The sequence below is a fragment of the Celeribacter sp. genome (assembly GCF_048270365.1).
Classification (GTDB): Bacteria; Pseudomonadota; Alphaproteobacteria; order Rhodobacterales; family Rhodobacteraceae; genus Celeribacter.
This window is the reverse complement of the sequence record NZ_JBLWTA010000038.1, coordinates 1-20106: the sequence shown is the minus strand read 5'-3', so window position 1 is coordinate 20106 and position 20106 is coordinate 1. Positions and strand designations below refer to the sequence as shown.

The 20106-nt window shown below is 58.9% G+C and carries 17 protein-coding genes and 2 pseudogenes; 14 read left to right on the top strand and 5 right to left on the bottom strand.

Translation table 11 applies throughout. The features are described from left to right. Positions 1 to 113 precede the first annotated feature (113 nt). Positions 114 to 1271, bottom strand: coding sequence for a strawberry notch C-terminal domain-containing protein (locus tag ACN0X0_RS21390; protein WP_417280884.1), 1158 nt, complete (start codon positions 1269 to 1271; stop codon positions 114 to 116). Between the two features lie 272 nt (positions 1272 to 1543). Between ACN0X0_RS21390 and ACN0X0_RS21385 the strand changes: the two genes are divergently transcribed. After that, the gene (locus tag ACN0X0_RS21385) at positions 1544 to 2566 is read left to right on the top strand and encodes an IS110 family transposase (RefSeq protein WP_417280886.1); all 1023 of its coding nucleotides are present in this window, start codon (positions 1544 to 1546) and stop codon (positions 2564 to 2566) included. 338 nt (positions 2567 to 2904) lie between these two features. Here the strand turns inward: ACN0X0_RS21385 and ACN0X0_RS21380 are convergent, their stop codons facing one another. Beyond that, positions 2905 to 3753: a LysR family transcriptional regulator gene (locus tag ACN0X0_RS21380; protein WP_417280883.1), complete on the bottom strand. Its 849-nt coding sequence runs from the start codon at positions 3751 to 3753 to the stop codon at positions 2905 to 2907. 104 nt (positions 3754 to 3857) lie between these two features. On the opposite strand from ACN0X0_RS21380, the gene ACN0X0_RS21375 reads away from it, so the two are divergent. The 5 genes and pseudogenes from ACN0X0_RS21375 (at position 3858) to ACN0X0_RS21355 (ending at position 8502) form a co-directional block, all read left to right on the top strand. Continuing rightward, entirely contained in the window at positions 3858 to 5165 is a 1308-nt protein-coding gene (locus ACN0X0_RS21375; RefSeq protein ID WP_417280882.1) for an aspartate aminotransferase family protein, read from the top strand. Between the two features lie 73 nt (positions 5166 to 5238). Beyond that, positions 5239 to 5691, top strand: a complete 453-nt coding sequence (locus ACN0X0_RS21370) for a cobalamin B12-binding domain-containing protein (protein ID WP_417280881.1) — start codon at positions 5239 to 5241, stop codon at positions 5689 to 5691. A gap of 2 nt (positions 5692 to 5693) precedes the next feature. After that, a complete protein-coding gene (gene meaB, locus ACN0X0_RS21365) occupies positions 5694 to 7451 on the top strand; it encodes a methylmalonyl Co-A mutase-associated GTPase MeaB (RefSeq protein ID WP_417280880.1) in 1758 nt (585 codons plus the stop codon). 321 nt (positions 7452 to 7772) lie between these two features. Further along, positions 7773 to 8174: pseudogene (locus tag ACN0X0_RS21360) on the top strand (transposase); the annotation flags it as partial. A 79-nt stretch (positions 8175 to 8253) separates the two neighbouring features. Next, on the top strand, positions 8254 to 8502 hold the full coding sequence (locus ACN0X0_RS21355) for an integrase core domain-containing protein (RefSeq protein WP_417280879.1): 249 nt from the start codon (positions 8254 to 8256) through the stop codon (positions 8500 to 8502). 11 nt (positions 8503 to 8513) lie between these two features. Here ACN0X0_RS21355 and ACN0X0_RS21350 read toward each other — a convergent pair whose 3' ends face one another. Next, positions 8514 to 8810 carry a glutathione S-transferase family protein gene (locus ACN0X0_RS21350; RefSeq protein ID WP_417280878.1) on the bottom strand — a complete coding sequence of 99 codons (297 nt, stop codon included), beginning with the start codon at positions 8808 to 8810 and terminating at the stop codon, positions 8514 to 8516. A 176-nt stretch (positions 8811 to 8986) separates the two neighbouring features. Continuing rightward, entirely contained in the window at positions 8987 to 9625 is a 639-nt protein-coding gene (locus ACN0X0_RS21345; protein ID WP_417280877.1) for a TetR/AcrR family transcriptional regulator, read from the bottom strand. A gap of 158 nt (positions 9626 to 9783) precedes the next feature. Here ACN0X0_RS21345 and ACN0X0_RS21340 point away from each other — a divergent pair, with 158 nt between their 5' ends. From ACN0X0_RS21340 to ACN0X0_RS21305, 8 genes are all read left to right on the top strand, one after another. Beyond that, complete coding sequence (locus ACN0X0_RS21340) at positions 9784 to 10929, top strand: ATP-NAD kinase family protein (protein WP_417280876.1); 1146 nt, start codon at positions 9784 to 9786, stop codon at positions 10927 to 10929. Positions 10930 to 10959: 30 nt separating this feature from the next. Next, positions 10960 to 12363: an aminomethyl-transferring glycine dehydrogenase subunit GcvPA gene (gene gcvPA, locus ACN0X0_RS21335; protein ID WP_417280875.1), complete on the top strand. Its 1404-nt coding sequence runs from the start codon at positions 10960 to 10962 to the stop codon at positions 12361 to 12363. Beyond that, positions 12360 to 13904 carry an aminomethyl-transferring glycine dehydrogenase subunit GcvPB gene (gene gcvPB, locus ACN0X0_RS21330; RefSeq protein WP_417280874.1) on the top strand — a complete coding sequence of 515 codons (1545 nt, stop codon included), beginning with the start codon at positions 12360 to 12362 and terminating at the stop codon, positions 13902 to 13904. The genes gcvPA and gcvPB overlap by 4 nt, the downstream gene beginning before the upstream one ends. Before the next feature lie 172 nt (positions 13905 to 14076). After that, entirely contained in the window at positions 14077 to 15546 is a 1470-nt protein-coding gene (locus ACN0X0_RS21325; RefSeq protein ID WP_417280873.1) for an APC family permease, read from the top strand. 91 nt (positions 15547 to 15637) lie between these two features. Then, on the top strand, positions 15638 to 16417 hold the full coding sequence (locus ACN0X0_RS21320) for an SDR family oxidoreductase (protein WP_417280872.1): 780 nt from the start codon (positions 15638 to 15640) through the stop codon (positions 16415 to 16417). 87 nt (positions 16418 to 16504) lie between these two features. Next, positions 16505 to 18148, top strand: coding sequence for an acyl-CoA synthetase (locus ACN0X0_RS21315; RefSeq protein WP_417280871.1), 1644 nt, complete (start codon positions 16505 to 16507; stop codon positions 18146 to 18148). A gap of 65 nt (positions 18149 to 18213) precedes the next feature. Further along, complete coding sequence (locus ACN0X0_RS21310; RefSeq protein ID WP_417280885.1) at positions 18214 to 19101, top strand: 3-hydroxybutyryl-CoA dehydrogenase; 888 nt, start codon at positions 18214 to 18216, stop codon at positions 19099 to 19101. Between the two features lie 342 nt (positions 19102 to 19443). Continuing rightward, positions 19444 to 19653 (top strand): helix-turn-helix domain-containing protein, encoded by a 210-nt coding sequence (locus ACN0X0_RS21305; RefSeq protein ID WP_417280870.1) that lies wholly within the window; start codon positions 19444 to 19446, stop codon positions 19651 to 19653. Positions 19654 to 19923: 270 nt separating this feature from the next. On the opposite strand, the pseudogene ACN0X0_RS21300 reads toward ACN0X0_RS21305, so the two are convergent. Continuing rightward, positions 19924 to 20106, bottom strand: a pseudogene (locus tag ACN0X0_RS21300) (hypothetical protein); the annotation flags it as partial.

The window sequence follows — 20106 nt, the reverse complement described above, 5'->3', positions numbered from 1 at the left end:
GCCGACCTGCCAATAAGTGCCCTGCTTGCGACCCTCGGGGAAATACTGGCGGCAGAAACTCTCGGCACGGTCTGCCAGATCGGCCGAGAGGTCTGCGATGCTACGCTGCGCGCTCATGCGGCGGCATCCGCGGCGCTTGCGCCAACTGGATGCTCGGCAAGCACCCGTGCCAGCACGTCAGTGCCGTCCACCGGGATGAACACCCGCGTCTTCCACTGGATCACCTCGGTGAAGCAGCCCATGGCCTTCAACCCCGGCAGGGCCGCACCGGACGCGCCGATCAGCTCACATCTCGGCTGCCCCATGACGAGCGACCGGCGCAACTGGTAACCGCCGAGCAAGCTGAGGGTCGTCCTCGCTTCCATCACCGCGCCGAACACCTCCTGCGGCGACATCTCGATCTGACAATCGAGCCCAAGGCGCGCATAGACGTTTAGAAGCTGCTCCTGGCTGACTAAACGGCCGATGACGCGCTCCCCGTCCTCGGTCTGCAGGCGGTAAATGCGCATGTTGTCGGTGGGGAGTCGGTCCCAAATCGGCAGAAGGAGGCCGCAGATCAGCGTGATCTTCGACGTGGCAAACTCCGGTACTGCCTCGACCTCGGCCTGCCAGAGCTGTTCGAACATCGCATCATCGATCTCTACCCAGTGTGATTTCGAGAACTCGGAACGTGCAAGGATCTCGGTCGCCATGGGACGCAGGAGCTTCACCCGCAGGATCGGAACACCATCCTCATCCATGAAGGCCGGCGCTTTGATCATCAGCGCCGCACGCTTGGAGGTTTTATTCCAGCAAAGCGTGACGCCTTCCGTGTTTGTGCAGATCGATTTGACCCGGGGCAGAGTGAGCGGATCGTTGCGGTCCGTGCGCTCGACGGTCAGGGCGGTGGCCGTCGCGCCCGTCGCCTCATGCTCGAAGATGACCTTGCGGTCGGTGATCACGAACTTCTCTGCGCGCAGGGTCTCGAGGCCAACGTCCAGCGTGCCCGCCTGGCGCGCATCTTCGATTATGGCCGAAAGAAACCCGCCGAAGGCCTCGAAGATCGCATCCTGCATGTCGATGCGGAGCGCCAGACAGCGGTTCAGGAACTGCTGGATCGGCGGCAGGTTCTCCTTCATGGTGCCATCCGCTTCATCAAGCGTCAGCCCGGTCATCTCCTGGAACTTTGCGTAGGAGCAGGCCTCGATCTTGCCCGCACGCAGCTTGTAGAAGAACTGCCGCAAGGCTGCCCGCGCATAGGGGCTTTCGAGGTTGTCCTCGGCGCGGAACATGTTCTGCCCAGGCGACACGCACTTCGAAGTTCAAGGCGGGAGATCCCGGGGCTCGAGCGATTGCAGCTCTCTGAACCGGTGTGAACCCAGCCTTCCGAACCGCATACCGGCCCGTGGCGTCATGCAAGGCCACGCTCAGAGGCCTGACACCCGTCCGATCGAAGACCCCGCCGACGAATCGAAGTTTACGCTTGTCAAAAAGGGGTCAATGGTATGGACCCCGCTGCCCTCGGGCGGTGTATCTTGGAAATGCAAACAGGAGGGTGCATGCCATTGAAATCAAGAGAATCGGCCTTGATCTGGCCAAATACGTTTTTGAAGTTCACGCCGTCGACAACGATGAGAATGTCGTGCTTCGAAAGACGCTGAGACGCGAAGCCGTTGCGCAGTTCTTCGCCGAGCTTGAGCCTTGTGTTGTCGGAATGGAGGCTTGTTGCGGATCGCACTATTGGGCGCGTGTTATGACTGATCTGGGGCACGAGGTCCGGTTGATCTCGCCTCAGTTCGTGAAGCCGTATGTCAAGTCGAACAAGAATGACCGCAATGACGCTGAAGCTATTTGCGAGGCGGTTGGCAGGCCGTCGATGCGGTTTGTACCGCCGAAGTCGCCGGCGCAGTTGGAAATCCAAGCGGTCCACCGTATCCGCCAACGTGTGGTTGCAAATCGTACCCGGCTCGTGAACCAGGTCCGAGGTTTGCTTGGGGAGCACGGTGTCGTTGTGCCGCGAGATATCAACCGCATCCGGCGTACCCTTAGTGAAATTGCGGACGGTCGGTCGGGTGGCTTTGGTGGGCTCTTTGTCGAGATGCTGTGCGACATCCGGGAGGAGCTGGCCGAACTGGATGCGCGCCTCGCTGGTTACAATCAGCGGATCAAAAGCCTCTATCGTTCCAATGAGATGTGCCAGCGTATCGGCCAGATCGAGGGGATCGGTCCGATTACCGCAACGGCGCTGGTCGCCGCAGTTGGCGATAAATCCTGCATCAGAAATGGCCGCCAGTTTGCTGCTTGGCTGGGCCTGGTGCCAAAGCAGCATTCAAGCGGCGGAAAAGCGCGGCTGTTCGGCATAAGCAAACGGGGCGACAGGTACTTGCGGACGATGTTGATCCACGGCGCGCGCGCGGTACTGGGCCGCTCGGCCGGAAAAACCGACACGCGAAGCCAATGGATCAACCGGATGCGGGAAAGACGTCATCCGATCGTCGTCGCGGTCGCCTTGGCAAACAAGTACGCACGGATCGTTTGGTCACTTCTGTCAAACGATCAGGAATACAGTCGGGGACACATAGTCTGATCCAGACTACGAACAACCAAGTCAAGGAGGACTGAAAGGAATATTGCAACATCTGCCAGGAGATGGAGAAGGGTCACGCCCGTTGCTTCTTGAACCTGATGTGTGGATCGGCAAGGTCAGCACCAATGCCTTAGGGGCGATGAGGGAGAAGCAAGCGGAAATCCATCGGGGCTCGCGGCGATGATCTATCAGGCCGCCCTAAGAAGCCGGATATACATCAGCAATCGCGACCTTCGATCCAGAGCCAAACAGACCGTTGCAATTAGGCGGGGTCCATATACATCCACACACGCCCCTCCGGCGTCGACGGGGGGCGGCGTGACCGGGTCGAGCCCCGGTCACAGCCCCGGCAGGTTGCGGCAGATATGTTTGCCGAAGGCCATCACGGTTGGCGACGGATTTTCCTGTGCATATTCGACCAGAACACCGATTTCCGGCAGTTGCGGCAGGACTTTCCCCTGCACGTAAAGGTCCTTTGGGATGGCCTTCTGCGTGAAGACGCTGATGGCCAGTCCTGATCGTGCGATCGCGATCAACCCGGCCAGGCTGTTGCTGGCAAAGGCGATGCGGTAGCCGAGCTTCGCACGTTCCATCACCTGACACGCCGCGCGGTGATCCATCGTGTTCGACGCCGACAGTGCCAGCGGAATCACGTCATCATGGTATTGCAGCGCCAGGTTCGGCTTGTTGCCGACCCAGACCAGTGGCTCCATGCGCAGGATCTCGTCCTTCGGCCCGGGTTTCGGGGTCGAGACGAGGGCGAGATCGATCTGACGCTGCTGCAGGAGCTTGCGTAATTCCGCGGTCGGTGCTGACACGACGTTGATCTCCAGCAGCGGGTGCATCGCCCCGAAGGTCTGGATCAGCGCGGGTCCGAAGGCGATGAGGTAGTCCTCCGGGCAACCGAAGCTGATCGAGCCATGCAGGCCCTTCTGGGAGAATTGCGAGATCGCTTCGTCATGCGCCATCAGGATGCGGTTGGCGTGGACCAGAAACCGCTCTCCGCTTTCCGTCAGGCGGATGCCGCTGCCCGAACGGTGGAACAGCGTGTGCCCGACCGTCTTTTCCAGCCGTTGTATCTGCATGGTGACGGCCGACTGGGTGCGCAGGACCTGAATGGCCGCCGCGCTGATGGAGTTCGATTTCGCCGCGCAGACGAAGGTGCGCAACAGGCGAAGGTCGATCATGCGATGCACTATCAACTCTCCTGATATCAGTTTTGATTACTATCAATTTTACCGAATGCGCCTTCGCTGTCTATCTTCACCTGGACGAATCGGAGGACCGGAAGATGACTCAAAACGCAAATCAAGAATTCTGGACTGCCGCGCAGCATCTGGTGCGTTACGGCGGTGCCTTCGACCGGGTGATCATCGAGCGTGCGTCGGGCAGCAACCTCTATGATTCCGACGACCGTGCGATACTCGACTTCACGTCCGGACAGATGTCGATGCTGGTGGGGCACAACCATCCGCGCGTCACGGAGACGATCCGCCGGCAGGCCGAGACCGCCGTCCATCTCTTCAGCGGCATGCTGAGCTGGCCGGTGGTCGATTTCGCGAAACGGCTGGGCAGCATGGTCGCCGGGCTGGACCGTGTCCTCCTGCTGTCGACGGGGGCCGAGTCCAACGAAGCCGCCATTCGCATGGCCAAACTGGTGACCGGCAAGCACGAGATCGTGGCCTTCGCCAAGAGCTGGCACGGCATGACGAGCGCGGCGGCTTCGGCCACTTACTCCGCTGGTCGCAAGGGCTACGGACCGGCGACGGTGGGCTCGCTGGCCATTCCGGCTCCCAATGCATACCGCCCCCGGTTCCGGGACGCCGACGGCAATCTGGACTGGCGCGCCGAGCTCGACGACGGCTTTGCCCTCGTCGACGCCCAGTCGACCGGCAGCCTCGCCGCCTTCATCGCCGAACCGATCCTGTCCAGCGGTGGCATCCTCGAACTGCCCGAGGGCTATCTCGCGGCGCTGAAGGAAAAGTGCCGCGAGCGGGACATGCTGCTGATCCTGGACGAGGCGCAGACCGGTCTTGGCCGCACCGGCGACATGTTCGCCTTCCAGCGCGACGGCGTGACCCCGGACATCCTGACACTGTCCAAGACGATTGGGGCAGGCCTGCCGCTGGCCGCCGTGCTGACCTCCCGCGAGATCGAGGAGAAGGCGCATGAACGCGGGTTCCTGTTCTACACGACCCATGTCTCCGACCCGCTGCCCGCGGCTGTCGGGCTGACCGTACTCGACATCGTCGAGGAAGAGGGGCTGGTCGACCGGGCCCGGCACATGGGGCGGCTCCTGTTCGACGGTCTCGATGCTCTGAAACAGCGATACGACTGCATCGGCGACGTGCGCGGTCGCGGCATGATGGCCGGAGTGGAGATCGTCTCGGACCGTGCCGCCCGCATGCCCGACCACGAGACCGGCGCGCGCATCTCGGCCGAGGCGCTGCGGCTGGGACTGAGCATGAACATCGTCCGGCTTCCGGGCATGGGCGGCGTTTTCCGGCTCGCACCATCGCTAACTATGAGCGAGGCCGACCTCGAACGGGGGATCGGCCTGATGGGCGAGGCGATCGAACGTACGCTCAGCGCGAACTGACGCCTTCATCACAACCACATCCAAAGTGTCGCCGCCACGGCAGGCGACGCCCCCTTCAGGGAGAATTCGACGCATGACATCCGAACAAGTGACACCGACAGCCCCGAGGACCCCGGTACGACAGCAGCGCATTCGTGTTTTGGTTGCCAAGCTGGGGCTGGACGGCCACGACCGGGGCGCCAAGGTCGTGGCGCGTATCCTGCGCGATGCCGGGATGGAGGTCATCTATTCCGGCCTCTACAAGACGCCGGACCACATCGTCGATGCGGCGATCCAGGAAGATGTCGACGTGATCGGCGTCAGCCTCCTCTCCGGGTCGCACGGCCCCCTCTTCGGTGCACTCTGCGCCCGCCTGAGGGACAAGGGCGCCGACCATGTCATCGTGGTCGCCGGGGGCGTGATCCCCGAGCAGGACTATCCCGAACTGCTTGCCAGCGGCGTCAACATGATCGTGCCCCAGGAGGCGCGGTCGGAGCTGATCGTCACCACCATCGAAGAACTGGTCGCGGCGCGGGGACCGATCTGACAATGCAGGTCGTCAGAACGAAAACCGATCCGGCGCGCTACCAGCCATCGCTCGACCTGGTGTCGAAGGTGCTGGCGGGCCAGGTGGCGGCGGTCGCGCGGATGATCACCCGCGCCGAGGCTGAGCAGGACGAGGCCGCCCCGGCCCTGGCCGAAATCTACCGGGCCGGGGGTCGCGCGCATGTCATCGGCATCACCGGGGTGCCGGGCGGCGGAAAGTCGACGCTGATCTCCGCGCTCATCCGCAGCTATGTCGCGTCCGGGCACAAGGTGGCGGTGGTCGCCGTCGACCCGAGCAGCCCCTACTCCGGCGGGGCCATCCTTGGCGACCGCATCAGGATGAGTCAGGCCGCCGACCCGGCGCGGGTCTTCATCCGCAGCATGGCAACGCGGGGCCATCTTGGCGGCCTGTCGCGGGCGACCTTCCAGGCGGTCGATATACTGGATGCCGCCGAATATTCACCGATTTTCATCGAAACGGTCGGCGTCGGCCAGGATGAGGTCGAAATCGTCACCGCCGCGCATTCGGTGGTTGTGCTGTCGCCGCCCGGACTGGGCGACGAGATCCAGGCAATCAAGGCCGGCGTGATGGAGATCGCCGATATCCACGCCGTGTCCAAGGCGGACCGGCCCGAGGCCGCCGCGACCTCTGCCGCGATCAGGGCGATGATGGCTCTCGGCTCCGATGCGCCCAGATCCAGCTGGACCACACCGGTCCTGCCCATCAGCGCGACGACCGACGCCGGCATCACCGCCCTGGTCGAGGGCCTGGCGGATCACCGCGAGCATCTTGGCACCAGTGGCGAACTGGCTGGGCGCGCGGCCGGAATGGGGATCGCCGTTTGGATGGCGGCGGCACAGCGACCGATTGTCAGTCCGATGATCGTTGCACTGGTCTGCGGGATCGTCTTAGGAAATGTTGGGCTTTCGAAACCAGTGCTCTCTGCGGGAACGGCGATTGCTATGCGGCCAGTCTTGCGAACGGGTATAATTCTTTTGGGGTTCCGCCTCACGCTTGGCGACCTGGGACAGCTTGGATTTGCCGGGTTTGTCATGGTCGCACTACTTGTCGTGGCAACCTTCTTTGTGATCCTGCGGGCGGGGCGCGTATTGGGCGTATCGCCGCAGTTAAGCGAATTGATTGCAGCGGGTACTTCGATCTGTGGCGCTTCGGCGGTACTGGGCATGAACACGCTGACCCGCGCCCGAGACGAAGAAGTTGCTTATGCCATAGCCTGCGTTACTATATTCGGGACCGTGTCGATGGTGACTTATCCCATTCTGCTGCCCCTGCTTGGCCTTGACGAACATGCCTTTGGTCTTTGGGCTGGCGCGACGATCCACGAGGTTGCGCAAGCGGTTGGAGCCGGGTGGTCGGTGGGCGAGGTTTCGGGTGAAACCGCGACGATCACCAAACTAAGCCGGGTGCTGATGCTGGCCCCGATGATCATCGGCGTCGGGGCGTTTCGGCGCGGTCATGGCGCGACGGGCGGGAAACTACCGTTGCCGCTCTTTGTATTCGGGTTTCTTGGGGCCATCATTCTTAACACCGTGGCCTCGATTCCAGCTCAGATGACCGAATTTCTAACGCTTGCCTCTACCTTCATGCTGGCAATGGCGCTTGGCGCGATGGGGTTGGAGACACGGTTGGTGGCCCTCAGGGCCGAAAGCCTGCGCGCCCTTATCCTTGGATGCGTAGGCTGGCTTTTTATCTCGGTGATGGGTGCGTTGCTATTCATCACGCTTGGCCTGTTTACCTAGTCGGCCTTGAACAACACGATTTAGGCTGCAGCGGCTATGTATGAGCGCTGATTTCCGGCAGTGGTGCCCCTAATTGTTTTCATGGCGCCGGTGATTGATGAGGATCAGGTCAGGGATCTGCATGCCAAGATCGGGGAGTTGGCGGTGGCCAACTCTTTTTTGGAAAGAAAGCTCAAGCCTTGGGGCGGGAAGTGAGGCGCGGCATGATCGAACGCTACCATCCGGACCTGTCCATCGGCCAGCAGTGCGCACTGCTGGCCGATCCCGCGGTCGTCGTTCTACTATGCGCCGCAGTGAGAGACAGAGCGGTACCTTACGCTGATGCGGTTGGTCAACGTGCAGTTCCTCGACACGCCGTTCTTCGGCGTTCGACAGATGATCTGGCACCTGCGCAACGATGGCCATGCGGTGAACGAGAAGCGCATCCGCCGGCTCATGCGGCTGATGGGCATTATGCCGATCTACCAGAAAGCCAACTCCAGCAATCCGATGGAAGGGCACAAGACTTATCCCTACCTGCTGCGCGGGCTGCGGTTGGACCAGCCAAACCAGATCTGGTACGTGGACATCACCGATCTGCCAATGCGCTGGGGTTTTCTCTTTCTGGTGGCGATCATGGACTGGCATACCCGGATGGTTCTGTCGTGGCGAATCTCGAATACGCTGGACGTGGACTTCTGTGTCGAGTCGCTGAACCATGAGGCCATCTATCGGTTCGGACCGCCGGACATCATGAACAGGGTCCAAGTTCACCGGATCGGCCTGGATCACAACGCTGAAGGAAGCGGGCATCCGCATAACGATGGATGGCAAGGGCCGCTACTTGGACAACATCTTCATCGAGCGTCTGTGGCGCACCCTGAAATACGAGTGCGTCTACTTTCACGCTTGGGATGCCGGGTCACAGGCCCGCGCGGGTATCAGGCAATGGATGGAGTTTTACAATCACCGCCGCCCGCACAAAGCCCTTGGCGGCCAATCACCGGCGGTGGTCTACGCACATCAAATCGAAACAATGCAACCCAATCAGCAGGAGCAGATCAGAGCTTAGAAAGCGCCAGTTCATATCCAGGGAATGGGGAGCACCTCAATGTCGGGGGCGGGGTATCTGTCCTCAAGAAACTCCAAGATTGCCAGCGATTGAGTGACTGTGGTGCCAGCCTCGTCGATTAGAATTGGCAACGATCCGGTCTGGGAAATCGCTGCGATTTCGGCGGGCGGCCAACCGGTCTTGTCGGTCGGGGTCTTGAACATCACCCGCTGAACATCGGACAGTCCCTTCTCTGCCAGGTAAATATTCAGGCGCTGCGGATAGGGGCCAAAGCCAAAATTGTAGAGCTTCACTGCCTTACCCCTCATTGGCCCAGGCGACCCATCCGCGGAAGGATAACCCGGAATAGAACAAGGCTGGGTCGCGGATTTCGGCTTCAGTCAACTGAGCCTCTTCCTCGATTGCGGTCAGCAGCGTCAACCGTTTGGCGGAACGAATCCAAGTTCAGACGGCCGCCCCCGAAGGCTTACACCTCGTGCGCTAGCTAACGTTCTATACGTTTCACGTTGGTGAAACGGGCATTGGCATCAGGCTCGACCACCATGCCGCTCTGATTAGGATCCAGCAATCCATGCAATAGCGCCGAAAAACTAGCGGCGACCCTTTGAGAGGCGGTTTGAGGGTCGTCAGAGTTTGCTACCCAGTTCGAGGCACCCAGAGCCGCCGAACTGATAATGTTTGCAGTTGCTTCCGGGTCAAAGTTCTTGGTTGACAAGACTCCCTCCTCAGCCAAGGCTTCCAGTTGCTCTAAGGTGTTCCGAATGCACGACCGGTGAATCCTCCATTGTGATGGGTCTCCCAGAACGGCAGGCCCGTCCAGAAGGACTATTCGCTGCACCTCGGGCTCGGTGGCCATCATGACGTAGGAAACGATCGAGGAAACGAAAGCACCCCAACTGCTGTCGGCGTTTTGCGACATCTCGCTACGGCGCTCGTCCATTTCTTCGTCGATTTGCTCGATGACCGCCTCCAGCAGGGCCGGTTTCCCCCCGAACTGATGGTATAGGGCACCCCGGGTAACACCCGCTTCCGCCACAATGTCTTCCATCGACGACTCCGCATACCCGCGCGACGAAAACATGCCCCGGGCCGCATGGATCAGCCGCTGTCGGGTTTCGGCCATCGACTCTGCTCTTGTCCGTTTCATGTACTCTTCACTCCGCGATTTAACATACAAGATGAATGTGAGTTGACATACACTGTGTTTGTCAGATACACCCTAACCTAGATCCGGCTTGCAGAGCAAGGCAGTGCGATCTTTCTGAGGGAGGGAAGGAAGCGATGAAAATTCACCGTCAACGGTGGCCACAAGGAGTAGTCGGTCCTGCTCTTGGCCTGATTGTGAACCCATTCTCAGGGCTAGGGGGGTCGGTTGGGCTCAAAGGGTCGGATGGGTTCGAGACGGTTCAAGAGGCTCTTCGGCGCGGGGCGGTTCCGCAGGCCAACCGAAAGGCTGTGCTAGCGCTTGACGCGATCAGGGAAGACCTGCCTCAACTGAAGATCGTTACAGCCGGAGGCGCCATGGGGGAGGCCGTCGCGCGGGGTGCAGAGGTCATTCACTGCGCTGACGCGACAGCCACAACCGGTATCGATACGACTGCAGCAGCACAGGTCATGTCCGATTATGGCGTGGATTTGATCCTTTTCGTAGGCGGCGACGGAACCGCCCGCGACGTCGCTGCCGGTACGTCCTCAGGCATACCTATCTTGGGGGTGCCAGCAGGGGTGAAAATGCATTCATCCGTTTTTGCGCAGACTGCAAAGAAAGCGGGACGACTTGCTGCGCTTTTCCTAGCCGGAAGCCGGGATGTGACCCTTCGCGAGGCCGAGATCATGGATATCGATGAAGATCTGATACGTAAGGACAGAGTGTCCGCACGACTCTACGGTAATGCCTTCAGCCCTTACCTTGAACGAATGTCTCAAAATGCCAAGGCCGGTGCAGGCCCAGGCGAAGAGGCGATAGCAAATGCAATCGCGTTCGAGGTCGCTTCGGACATGCGTCCCGGCTGCCTTTATATTCTCGGGCCCGGCACTACGACACATCGCGTTGCCAAGACGCTTGGCCTGGACGCAACTCTGCTGGGGGTGGACGCTGTTGTGGACGGAAGACTCGTAGGCCGTGATCTGGACGAGCGTGGCCTTCTGGCTTTGATGAACAATCACGAAACCTGGCTGGTGGTTAGTGTCCTTGGCGGGCAGGGCAGCCTGTTTGGGCGCGGGAACCAGCAGATCAGCGCAGAGGTTATCCGCCGCGTGGGTCGCAAGCGCATTATCGCAATGGCCTCGGTCCAGAAGCTCATCGCACTGGGGAACCAGCCGCTGCTCGTCGACACCGGCGATGACGAAGTCGACGCGATGCTGTCGGGACATATCCGACTTGTCACTGGCCCCGCACAGCAAACGGTCTTTCCGGTTCAGCCGTAGGCTCACAAAGTTCGCAGCATGGAGATAAAAATGACTGTTCGATCACCACATCCATACATGGCCAATTCGGTTACGGAAATTCAGCACGATATGTTGAAGTCGATCGGCGTCGACAGCATCGAGTCGTTGTTTGCTCAGATCCCTGACGACCATCGGCTAAAGCGGCCACTGAATCTGCCGCCGCGTCTCACAGAGATGGAGCTCCGCCGGGACCTGACCCGCACGCTTGGGCGGAATGAGACCGTCGAGAAAAACCTGAGTTTTCTCGGCGCCGGGCTATGGCAGCACCATGTACCGGCCGCCGTCGACGAGATCGTGCGCCGGAATGAGTGGCTAACTTCTATCTTCGGTGAGCCCAGTTCCGACCATGGCCGTAACCAGGCATGGTTTGAGTTCTGCAGCCAGCTCGGTGAACTGCTGCGGATGGACCTGGTCGGATTACCCGTCCGGAGCTGGGGAACGGCCGTCGGCCACGCTCTGCGAATGGCCGCACGAATGACCGGGCGGAATGAGATCGTAATCGTTCGCGCCATCGATCCCCAGCGTCTTTCGGTGATTCGAAACTACTGCGAACCGCCTGAGATGGAGAACCATATCGCCATCCGCATGGTGGGCTACGATCCGGTAACGGGCCTGATCGATTTGAACGATCTGCGCGCTATGGTCGACGAAAACACGGCTGCCGTTTACTTCGAAGTCCCGTCCTGCTTGGGAGTAATCGAAAAGCAGGGTGAAGAAATCTCTTCCATAGCGCGTGCAGCCGGGGCCGAAACCATCGTCGGCGTCGATCCGATTTCACTGGGGGTTCTCGCCGCACCGGTCGACTACGGTGCCGATATCGTCGTCGGCACCATCCAGACGCTCGGCGTGCATCTGCATGCCGGTGGCGGTGCCGGCGGGTTCATCGCCTCGCGCGACGAAGAGCGCTATGCAGCCGAATATCCCACCTTGCTCATCAGCATCTCCGAGACACTGAAGCCTGGCGAATATGGGTTCGGGCTGAGCCTGTTCCACCAGTCGTCCTACGGAATGCGCGAGAAGGGCAAGGACTGGACGGGGCACTCAGTCTACATGTGGGCGATTGCCGCGACCGCCTATATGGCGCTCATGGGGCCGCGCGGGTTCGAAGAAGTGGGCGCGCTGATCCTTCAGCGGTCGCACCACGCCGCTCGGGTGCTTTCCCAGATCGAAGGTATCGAGGTGCGGTTCCCTGAGGGTTTCTTCAAGGAAATTGTGGTCAATTTCGACGGAACGGGAAAATCCGTTGAAGAAATCAATCGGACCTTGCGAGAAGTTGGGATTTTTGGGGGCAACGACTTGTCCGCCGACTTCCCGGAGTTGGGACAGAGCGCGCTCTACAGCATTACCGAAATCCACACACTCACCGACATCCAGCGCCTGACGGGTGCTCTGAAGAGGGCAATTTTGAAATGACGACGATCCCAAAAGAATATCACGCCCCGGTTTGGAACGAGCCCGTCATCATGGAAATGGGTCATCCCGGACGCCGCGGCCTGCTGTTTGGGGCGGCTGAGGAGGCTGTTTCAAAGGAGGTCTCGAACCCGATGGCGCTTGTCCCCGAGGGAATGCGGCGCACCACGCCGCCTGCACTGCCCGAGATGACCGAACCGGAAGTGCTTTATCACTATCTTAGATTGTCGCAGCAAACGCTGGGAATGATGGGGATGAGCATTTTCGGCACCTGCACGATGAAGTACAATCCCCAGATCAACGAATCCCTCGCCTGGATGCCAGAAGTCACGCAAGTACATCCGCTGCAGCACGAGGACACGATCCAAGGCGCGCTGCAAATCGTCCATAGTATGGACCTTGCCTTGCGCGAACTTTCCGGCATGGACCAGTTCATCTTTCAGGCGGGCGGAGGAGCAGAGGCCGCCTATATCAATACGGTCGTGACACGAGCCTATCATGCGTCGCGCGGCGAACTAAAGCAGCGCGACGAGATCATCACCACCATCCAGACCCATCCCAGCAGTGCCGCCACAGCGGCGGCCGCCGGCTTCAAAGTCATCACGTTGATGCTGGACGAGAAGGGCTATCCATCGCTCGATTCCCTCAAGGCCGCGCTTTCCGATCGCACCGCCGGGCTTATGGTGAACAATCCCGACGACATGGGGGTATACAACCCCGAGATCAAGGAATGGACGCGTCTGGTGCATGAGGCCGGTGGGCTGTGCTTCTACGACCATGCGAATTTCAATGGCGTGATGTCGAAGCTTCGCGCCAGCGAGCTCGGTTTCGACGCGTGTATGTTCATGCTTCACAAGACCTTCGGCGCGCCAAAGAGCGGTGTCGGTGGGCCCGCTGTTGGCGCTTACGGCTGTACCGATAAGCTGGCACCCTTCCTGCCGTCCCCGATCGTGGCGAAGACCGGAGACCGGTACCATCTCGACCATGACGGGCCGCAGAGCGTCGGCAAGATCCGGGAGTTTTGGGGCAATTTCCAGGTGATCTTGAAGGCATACGCCTGGATCCGCGCCATGGGGGCTGACGGCATCGCCCAGGCGGCTGACATCTCGGTACTGGGTAATAACTACATGGAAAAGGGTCTACTGGCGATAAAGGGGGTCACCCGGTCCCACCCAGAGGCGACGAGCCCGCGGCTGGAGATGACGCGATACTCGCTCGAGAAACTTCACGAAGACACGGGTGTCGACGTGCATGATTTCCTGAACCGGATGACTGACTTTGGCATCGATGCCATGTGGACCAGCCACGAACCTTGGTTGGTCCCCGAACCTTTCACGCCCGAAGCTGGAGAGATGTACGGCAAAGAGGCGCTGGATCGCTGGATCTCAGTGATATCCAAGATTTCGGATGAGGCTTACAATGAACCGGAAAAGGTGAAGACCTCACCGCACAACCAGGCGATCCACCGCCTGAAGCATGGTGATACGGATAACCCGAAGCTCCGTGCGATGACTTGGCGCGCCTACAAGAAAAAGCGCGAGTAATAGGCCCCGGCAATATAAAAAAAGGCGACCGACACCTGCGTCGCCCCATCAAATCCACGGAAATGCATCTGCTCAGTCCTGCTTCGGAATCCGATATGCGGGCGATACTGTCCTTAAACTGTACCGTGGGCAGTTGAAGAAAAACAGACTTTTCACAGGGAGTTAGGAAAAAATGGGAAACCCGCATGTTACAATTGCGCAGGAAGCTTCAGTCGCCACAGAGACGGTCGGCAACAAGCTAACCGGGAAACTTGGCGTTGGTGAAATCGTGCTCATGGTGGTCGCGACAGCGTCGCCATTGGCCGTCATGGTTGCAAACCTTCCTCTTATCGTATTGCTGGGGAACGGCCCGGCAGCACCGGTGGACGCACTCATTGCAATGATCATCATGCTGCTATTCACGGTCGGGTTCATTTCGATGTCCCGGTACATCAAGAACTCGGGTGCCTTTTACGCCTACATTCAGAAGGGTCTGGGGCGGATTGCCGGTCTGGGGTCTGCGACCTTGGCACTGTGCTCTTACTCGCTAATTCTAATCGCGATCGAGGGATTTTTCGGCTACGCTCTGGCGGACACCTTGAAGGCGTTCCTCGGCATCGAGATACCATGGCAGGCCTTGTCGCTCGCGGTCGTCGCTATTGTCGGTTATTTCGGATACCGCCATATCGAACTTAGCGCCAAAGTTCTCGGCATCGCGCTGATGTTTGAGATATTGATCGTAATCGCTGTCGACGTCGCGATAATCGCGCAAAATGGCTTTACAAACCTTGATCCGCGCGTTTTTGCGCTCGAGACAATCACCTCGGGTTCTCCCGGTTTCGGGATCATGTTCGCGATCTTTTGCTTCATAGGGTTCGAGGCCACGGTGGTCTTCCGTGAAGAGGCCCGCGACCCCGAGCGAACGATTCCGATCGCAACCTACGCTGCAGCCATCGGCATCGGTGTCTTCTATTTCGTCTCGATGTGGTGCTTCGTTGGCGGCATCGGGTTCGACAAAGTAGTGCCCTTCGCCGAAGAGCACCCAGGGGATGTCTATCTGCTTGTCACTGAGCAGTTCCTGGGCACAGTTGCCAAGGAGGCGATGCAGCTTCTGCTTATTACCAGCCTTTTCGCAGTCGTCCTTTCGCTGCACAATGTCGTCGTCCGCTACAAGTACATCCTTGGCAGCTACGGGGCCTTCCCCCGGTTTCTTTCCGAAATCCATCCCCTGAACGGGTCGCCGCACAAGGCGTCGCTGCTGCAGACGATGTGCTCTCTCGCCGTTCTGGTTGTCGTGATGGCAATCGGGCTGGACCCCGTTACCCAAGTATACGCCTGGGGGGCGACCGCCGGCACCATCGGGTACATGCTCCTGCTCGCTTTGACCTGTGTAGGCGTGATGGTGTTTTTTGCTGGCAAGGCAGATGGTACCTCGCGTTGGGCCTCCGTTGTCGCACCCCTTGGCGCGCTGGCAGGAATCCTGTTCTGCATTTGGATCGCGGTCGACAACTTGCCGACGCTCGTCGGTGGTGACAATCCGTATCCGATTGCATTCGGGATCGCGCTTACGATTGTCGCTACCTTCGTTGTTGGGGTGGTGATGGCGGTTCTGATCCGTGCCCGTAGCCCCGAGCGGTATCTGAAACTTGATGAGCTAACCTGACGCGAAAAACTCGGGATGCCTGCTTTCTCTGCCTTGCGAAATTCCGAGCAGGCCCCGGTTTACGCCAATTCTCAAAAACAGGAGATATCTTATGACATTCCAAGGAAAAACCGTCGCGATCACGGGCGCGGCCGGCGGCATTGGCACTGGCCTGTGCCAACAGTTCGGCCGGGCTGGCGCAAATGTTGCCTTGATGGATCTCGATCAGGCCGCGCTTGACAGAGCCTGCGAGGCGCTGAAGGCCGAGGGAAGCGTGGCACAGGCCTTTGTGACCGACGTGGCGGACCTCGACTCGGTTCGGCGGTCGGTGGCCAGCACCGTCGAAGCCTTTGGTAGCCTCGACGTGATGTGCTGCAACGCCGCAATCTTCCCGATCTCAAATATCGAGGAAACGCTGCCGGAAACCTGGGACAGGTGCATGGCGGTCAACACTAGGGGGGCGTTCTTCTGCGTGCAGGCCGCTTTGCCACATCTGCGGAAAAGCGGTGCGGGACGAGTAATTCTCACCTCCTCGATCACCGGCGCAGTCACGGGCATTCCCTCGTTCGCCCACTATGCCGCCAGCAAGGCGGCCTTACTAGGGTTCATGCGTGGTGCGGTCATCGAGCTGGCGCGAGACGGGATCACCGTGAATGCGGTCCTGCCCGGTGTGGTCGAGACTGAGGCGCTCAAACTGCTGGGCGAGGATTTTGCCACCAGTGCCCGCGCCATCATCCCCGTGCATAGGCTGGGGCAACCGGAAGATATCGCCAATGCCGTGATGTTCTTTGCCAACTCCGCTTCCAGCTTCGTGACCGGACAATCTCTGATCGTCGACGGCGGCCAGGTCGTTCCTGAAACGCCGGAAAGCGTCTTGCCGCCCAGGCTTTAGCAACGAGCGATGATCAAACCGGATTCGAGATCGGTGACCCCGGCAGGGGGCAGCCATTGATGACGACCACATTATGGAGGAGAACAAATGTCCAACGCAAGACAAACAACTAATATCTTCAAGGCCGGTCTTGAGGCCAATGCGGCGAATTACGTGCCTCTGACCCCGGTGAGCTTCATCGAACGAGCCGCAGTCGTACACCCGGACGCGCTTGCTGTCGTCCACGGAGACGTGCGGCGAACTTGGTTCGAAACCCATCAGCGGGTGTTGCGCCTCGCCTCCGCGCTCCAGCGACAGGGCGTTGCGACGGGCGATACTGTTTCGATCATCGCCACGAACATTCCCGAACTTTTCGAGGCTCATTTCGGCGTACCGATGGCCGGAGCGGTGCTGAACGCGATTAATACGCGCCTTGATCCAGCGGCCATTGCCTTCATCCTTGATCACGCAGAGACGAAGGTTCTGATAGTAGACCCCGAGTTTTCTGGCATTGCGCACGAGGCGATTGGCCTAGCCTCTCGAACTGACCTGCTGGTTATCGATATTGAAGACCCTTGTTTCGGTGAAAGTACCCGGATAGGCGCGATGACCTACGCGGCCTTGCTGGAGAGTGGCGATTCGGGTTTCATCTGGGAGGGGCCTGCCTCCGAATGGGACGCCATCGCGCTCAACTACACCTCGGGCACGACAGGCGATCCCAAAGGCGTCGTCTACAACCATAGAGGCGCCTTTCTGAATGCCCTTTCGCATATCGTCGACTGGGGAATGCCACACCACAGTGTTTACCTTTGGACACTTCCCATGTTTCACTGTAACGGCTGGTGCTTCCCCTGGACAATCGCGGCGAACGCCGGGGTCAACGTTTGCCTGCGCGCCGTGCGCGAAGCCCCAATCTTTCAGCTCATCAAAGATGAGGGTGTCACCCATTTCTGTGGCGCGCCCATCGTCCTGAATATGCTTGCGAATGCCCAGGGTGAGTTTTCCAAACCGACCAATATCGTAAAGGTCATGACGGCTGGCGCCACGCCACCGCCTGCGGTCATCCAGAAGATTGAGGCTATGGGGTTCGAGGTCACGCATGTCTACGGCCTGACCGAGGTCTACGGTCCGGCAGTAATAAGCGTGTGGAAGCCCCGATGGAACAATCTCGGGGCTGACGACCGCGCACGGCTCAAGGCCCGGCAGGGTGTCGGGAACACCGCGTTGAACGGGTTGATGATTGCCGATCCCGATACGTTGGAGCGCGTGCCGTCAGACGGTCAGCGAATTGGCGAGATCTTCCTGCGTGGAAACAACGTCATGTGCGGTTACCTGAAGAATCCGTCCGCAACGCAGAATAGTTTAAGAGGCGGCTGGTTCGCTTCGGGCGACCTTGGGGTTATGCACCCTGACGGCTATGTCGAGCTGAAGGACAGGTCGAAAGACATCATCATATCTGGCGGTGAAAACATCTCTTCCGTTGAGATTGAAAACGTACTTTACCAGCATCCCGATGTGCTTGAGGCCGCAGTTGTCGCTCGGCCTGACGACAAATGGGGAGAAACGCCTTGCGCTTTCGTCACGTTGAAATCCGGAAAGGATGTTAGCCCTGATGACATTATCCGTTTCTGTCGGGCGAACATGGCGGGCTTTAAAGTGCCGAAGACGGTGAGTTTTGGCCCTCTGCCAAAGACATCCACAGGAAAAATTCAAAAATTTCTGCTCCGCGATCGGGCACGTTCTCTGGGCTGAACTGCTTGAACAAACTCACAGTTCTGGCCGTATCAGGGTCACACTCAAAGGTCTTTGGTAAAAATATGAACGCAAACTTCGACATTAAGAGAGTGGCAGTTATTGGTGCCGGCCAAATGGGAATTGGCATCGCACAAGTCTGCGCGCAGGCGGGAATAACTGTACTCCTGAACGACATTTCCCGAGACGCGCTCCACTCCGGCTTTGACAAGATGAAGGCGAACCTGGAACGACTGTGCGCAAGGGAAAAAGCAACGCATCAAGATGTCTCAGCGACGCTTGCGCGCATAAGTCTGGTCGATGCGTTCTCAGGATTGGGCAGTGCGGATCTCGTGATCGAAGCTGCAACGGAAAGCGAAACAGTCAAGGCACAGATTTTTTCGTCGCTTATGCGACATCTGCGGCCAGAGACTATCGTGGCGACCAACACCTCCTCGATCTCCATAACACGGCTTGCCACAATATCCCAGAGGCCGGAGCATTTTCTTGGTGTTCACTTCATGAACCCTGTTCCCCAGATGAATCTCGTCGAAATCATACGCGGCATTGCTACAAATGCCGCGACATTTGAAATCGTACAAAACTTTGTAGGACGTATTGGAAAAACAGCAACCGTTTCAGAGGATTACCCAGCTTTTGTCGTTAACAGGATCCTGATCCCGATGATCAACGAAGCAGTGTTCACCCTCTACGAAGGCGTCGGGTCGATCGCCTCCATCGATGCTTCCATGAAGTTGGGGGCTAACCATCCGATGGGCCCCTTAGAGCTTGCTGACTTTATTGGTTTGGACACCTGCCTCGCGATCATGACTGTACTGAACAATGGACTGAATGACCCGAAGTATCGTCCTTGCCCTCTCCTGATGAAATATGTGGATGCTGGCTGGCTTGGCCGAAAATCCGGGCGTGGCTTCTACGATTACCGCCAAACGCCGCCAATGCCGACACGCTGATCAATTTGAAACTTTCACATGAACCCCGATTTCAGATCACGAAAAATAACATAATTTCTCTTATGCGATTCGTTGAAAATCCAAAATTTCCCATTAGAATTCGTCCTCTACAACCTCCCTGTGGACGATCAACTGGCGGCGCCGGTATTGCCGGTGCCGCCCTTTTCCAAAAGAACCATTGAACGGCCTATTATGTTTGCGAGACGGATCATCCCGTGACCTGCGTCTCGGCAGGCATTCCACTCAGGCGATTTCGTGCCGCTCCAAGAATTCTTCTCTGCACCTCAGAATGTAACATATATCGCGTGGCGATATTTCGCTCATCATGTCCGTTTCACGGGCATGAACTTGCGGGACCGTGTAGCACTGAACATCCAAGACCTGAGACGCGCCCGCGGCCTCAGCCAAGAGGAGCTTGCTCATCGGGCCGATGTGAGCCGCGGCCATATGGGCAAGGTCGAGAACGCCAAGTTCGCAGCCTCTCTCGACCTTCTCGAACGCATCGCCCGAGCGCTCAATGTCGATCCCGCCGAGCTTTTCGCAAAACGCTAGCCCCTATTTGCCAGCCTTTGGTGCGATGCCAATCGGAGCATCCCATCAGGTAGTTAATAGGAGCGTTAAGAGTTCAATGAGTAAAAGAAAGACCGGGCGACCGTTTCAAGAAGGTTTCGTACAAGACGAAACACGGGAGGTGCATGTCTTCACTGACTACCGATGGAATGATGGATCTGTGAGCCGCCTCTGGCACGTTGACCCTGACCAATATGACCCGTCGGCCATTTGCATCCGCCCTTTTTCCTTCAGCGATCCTGATGAGAGTGATCAATAGGAAAACCACTCCGAGTGGTCCATATTGCCCTCGTAGTCGCCGTATTCTACCATGATGCTGCGCATCGAGAATTCACCTGAGCGTCGCCTCGTGGGCAACTCGATCACTTGGCCACTTTGAGAGACAAAACTGTCAGGCCATGACCGGCTTTCTCGTCGCGCGCGCTGGAGATAGGT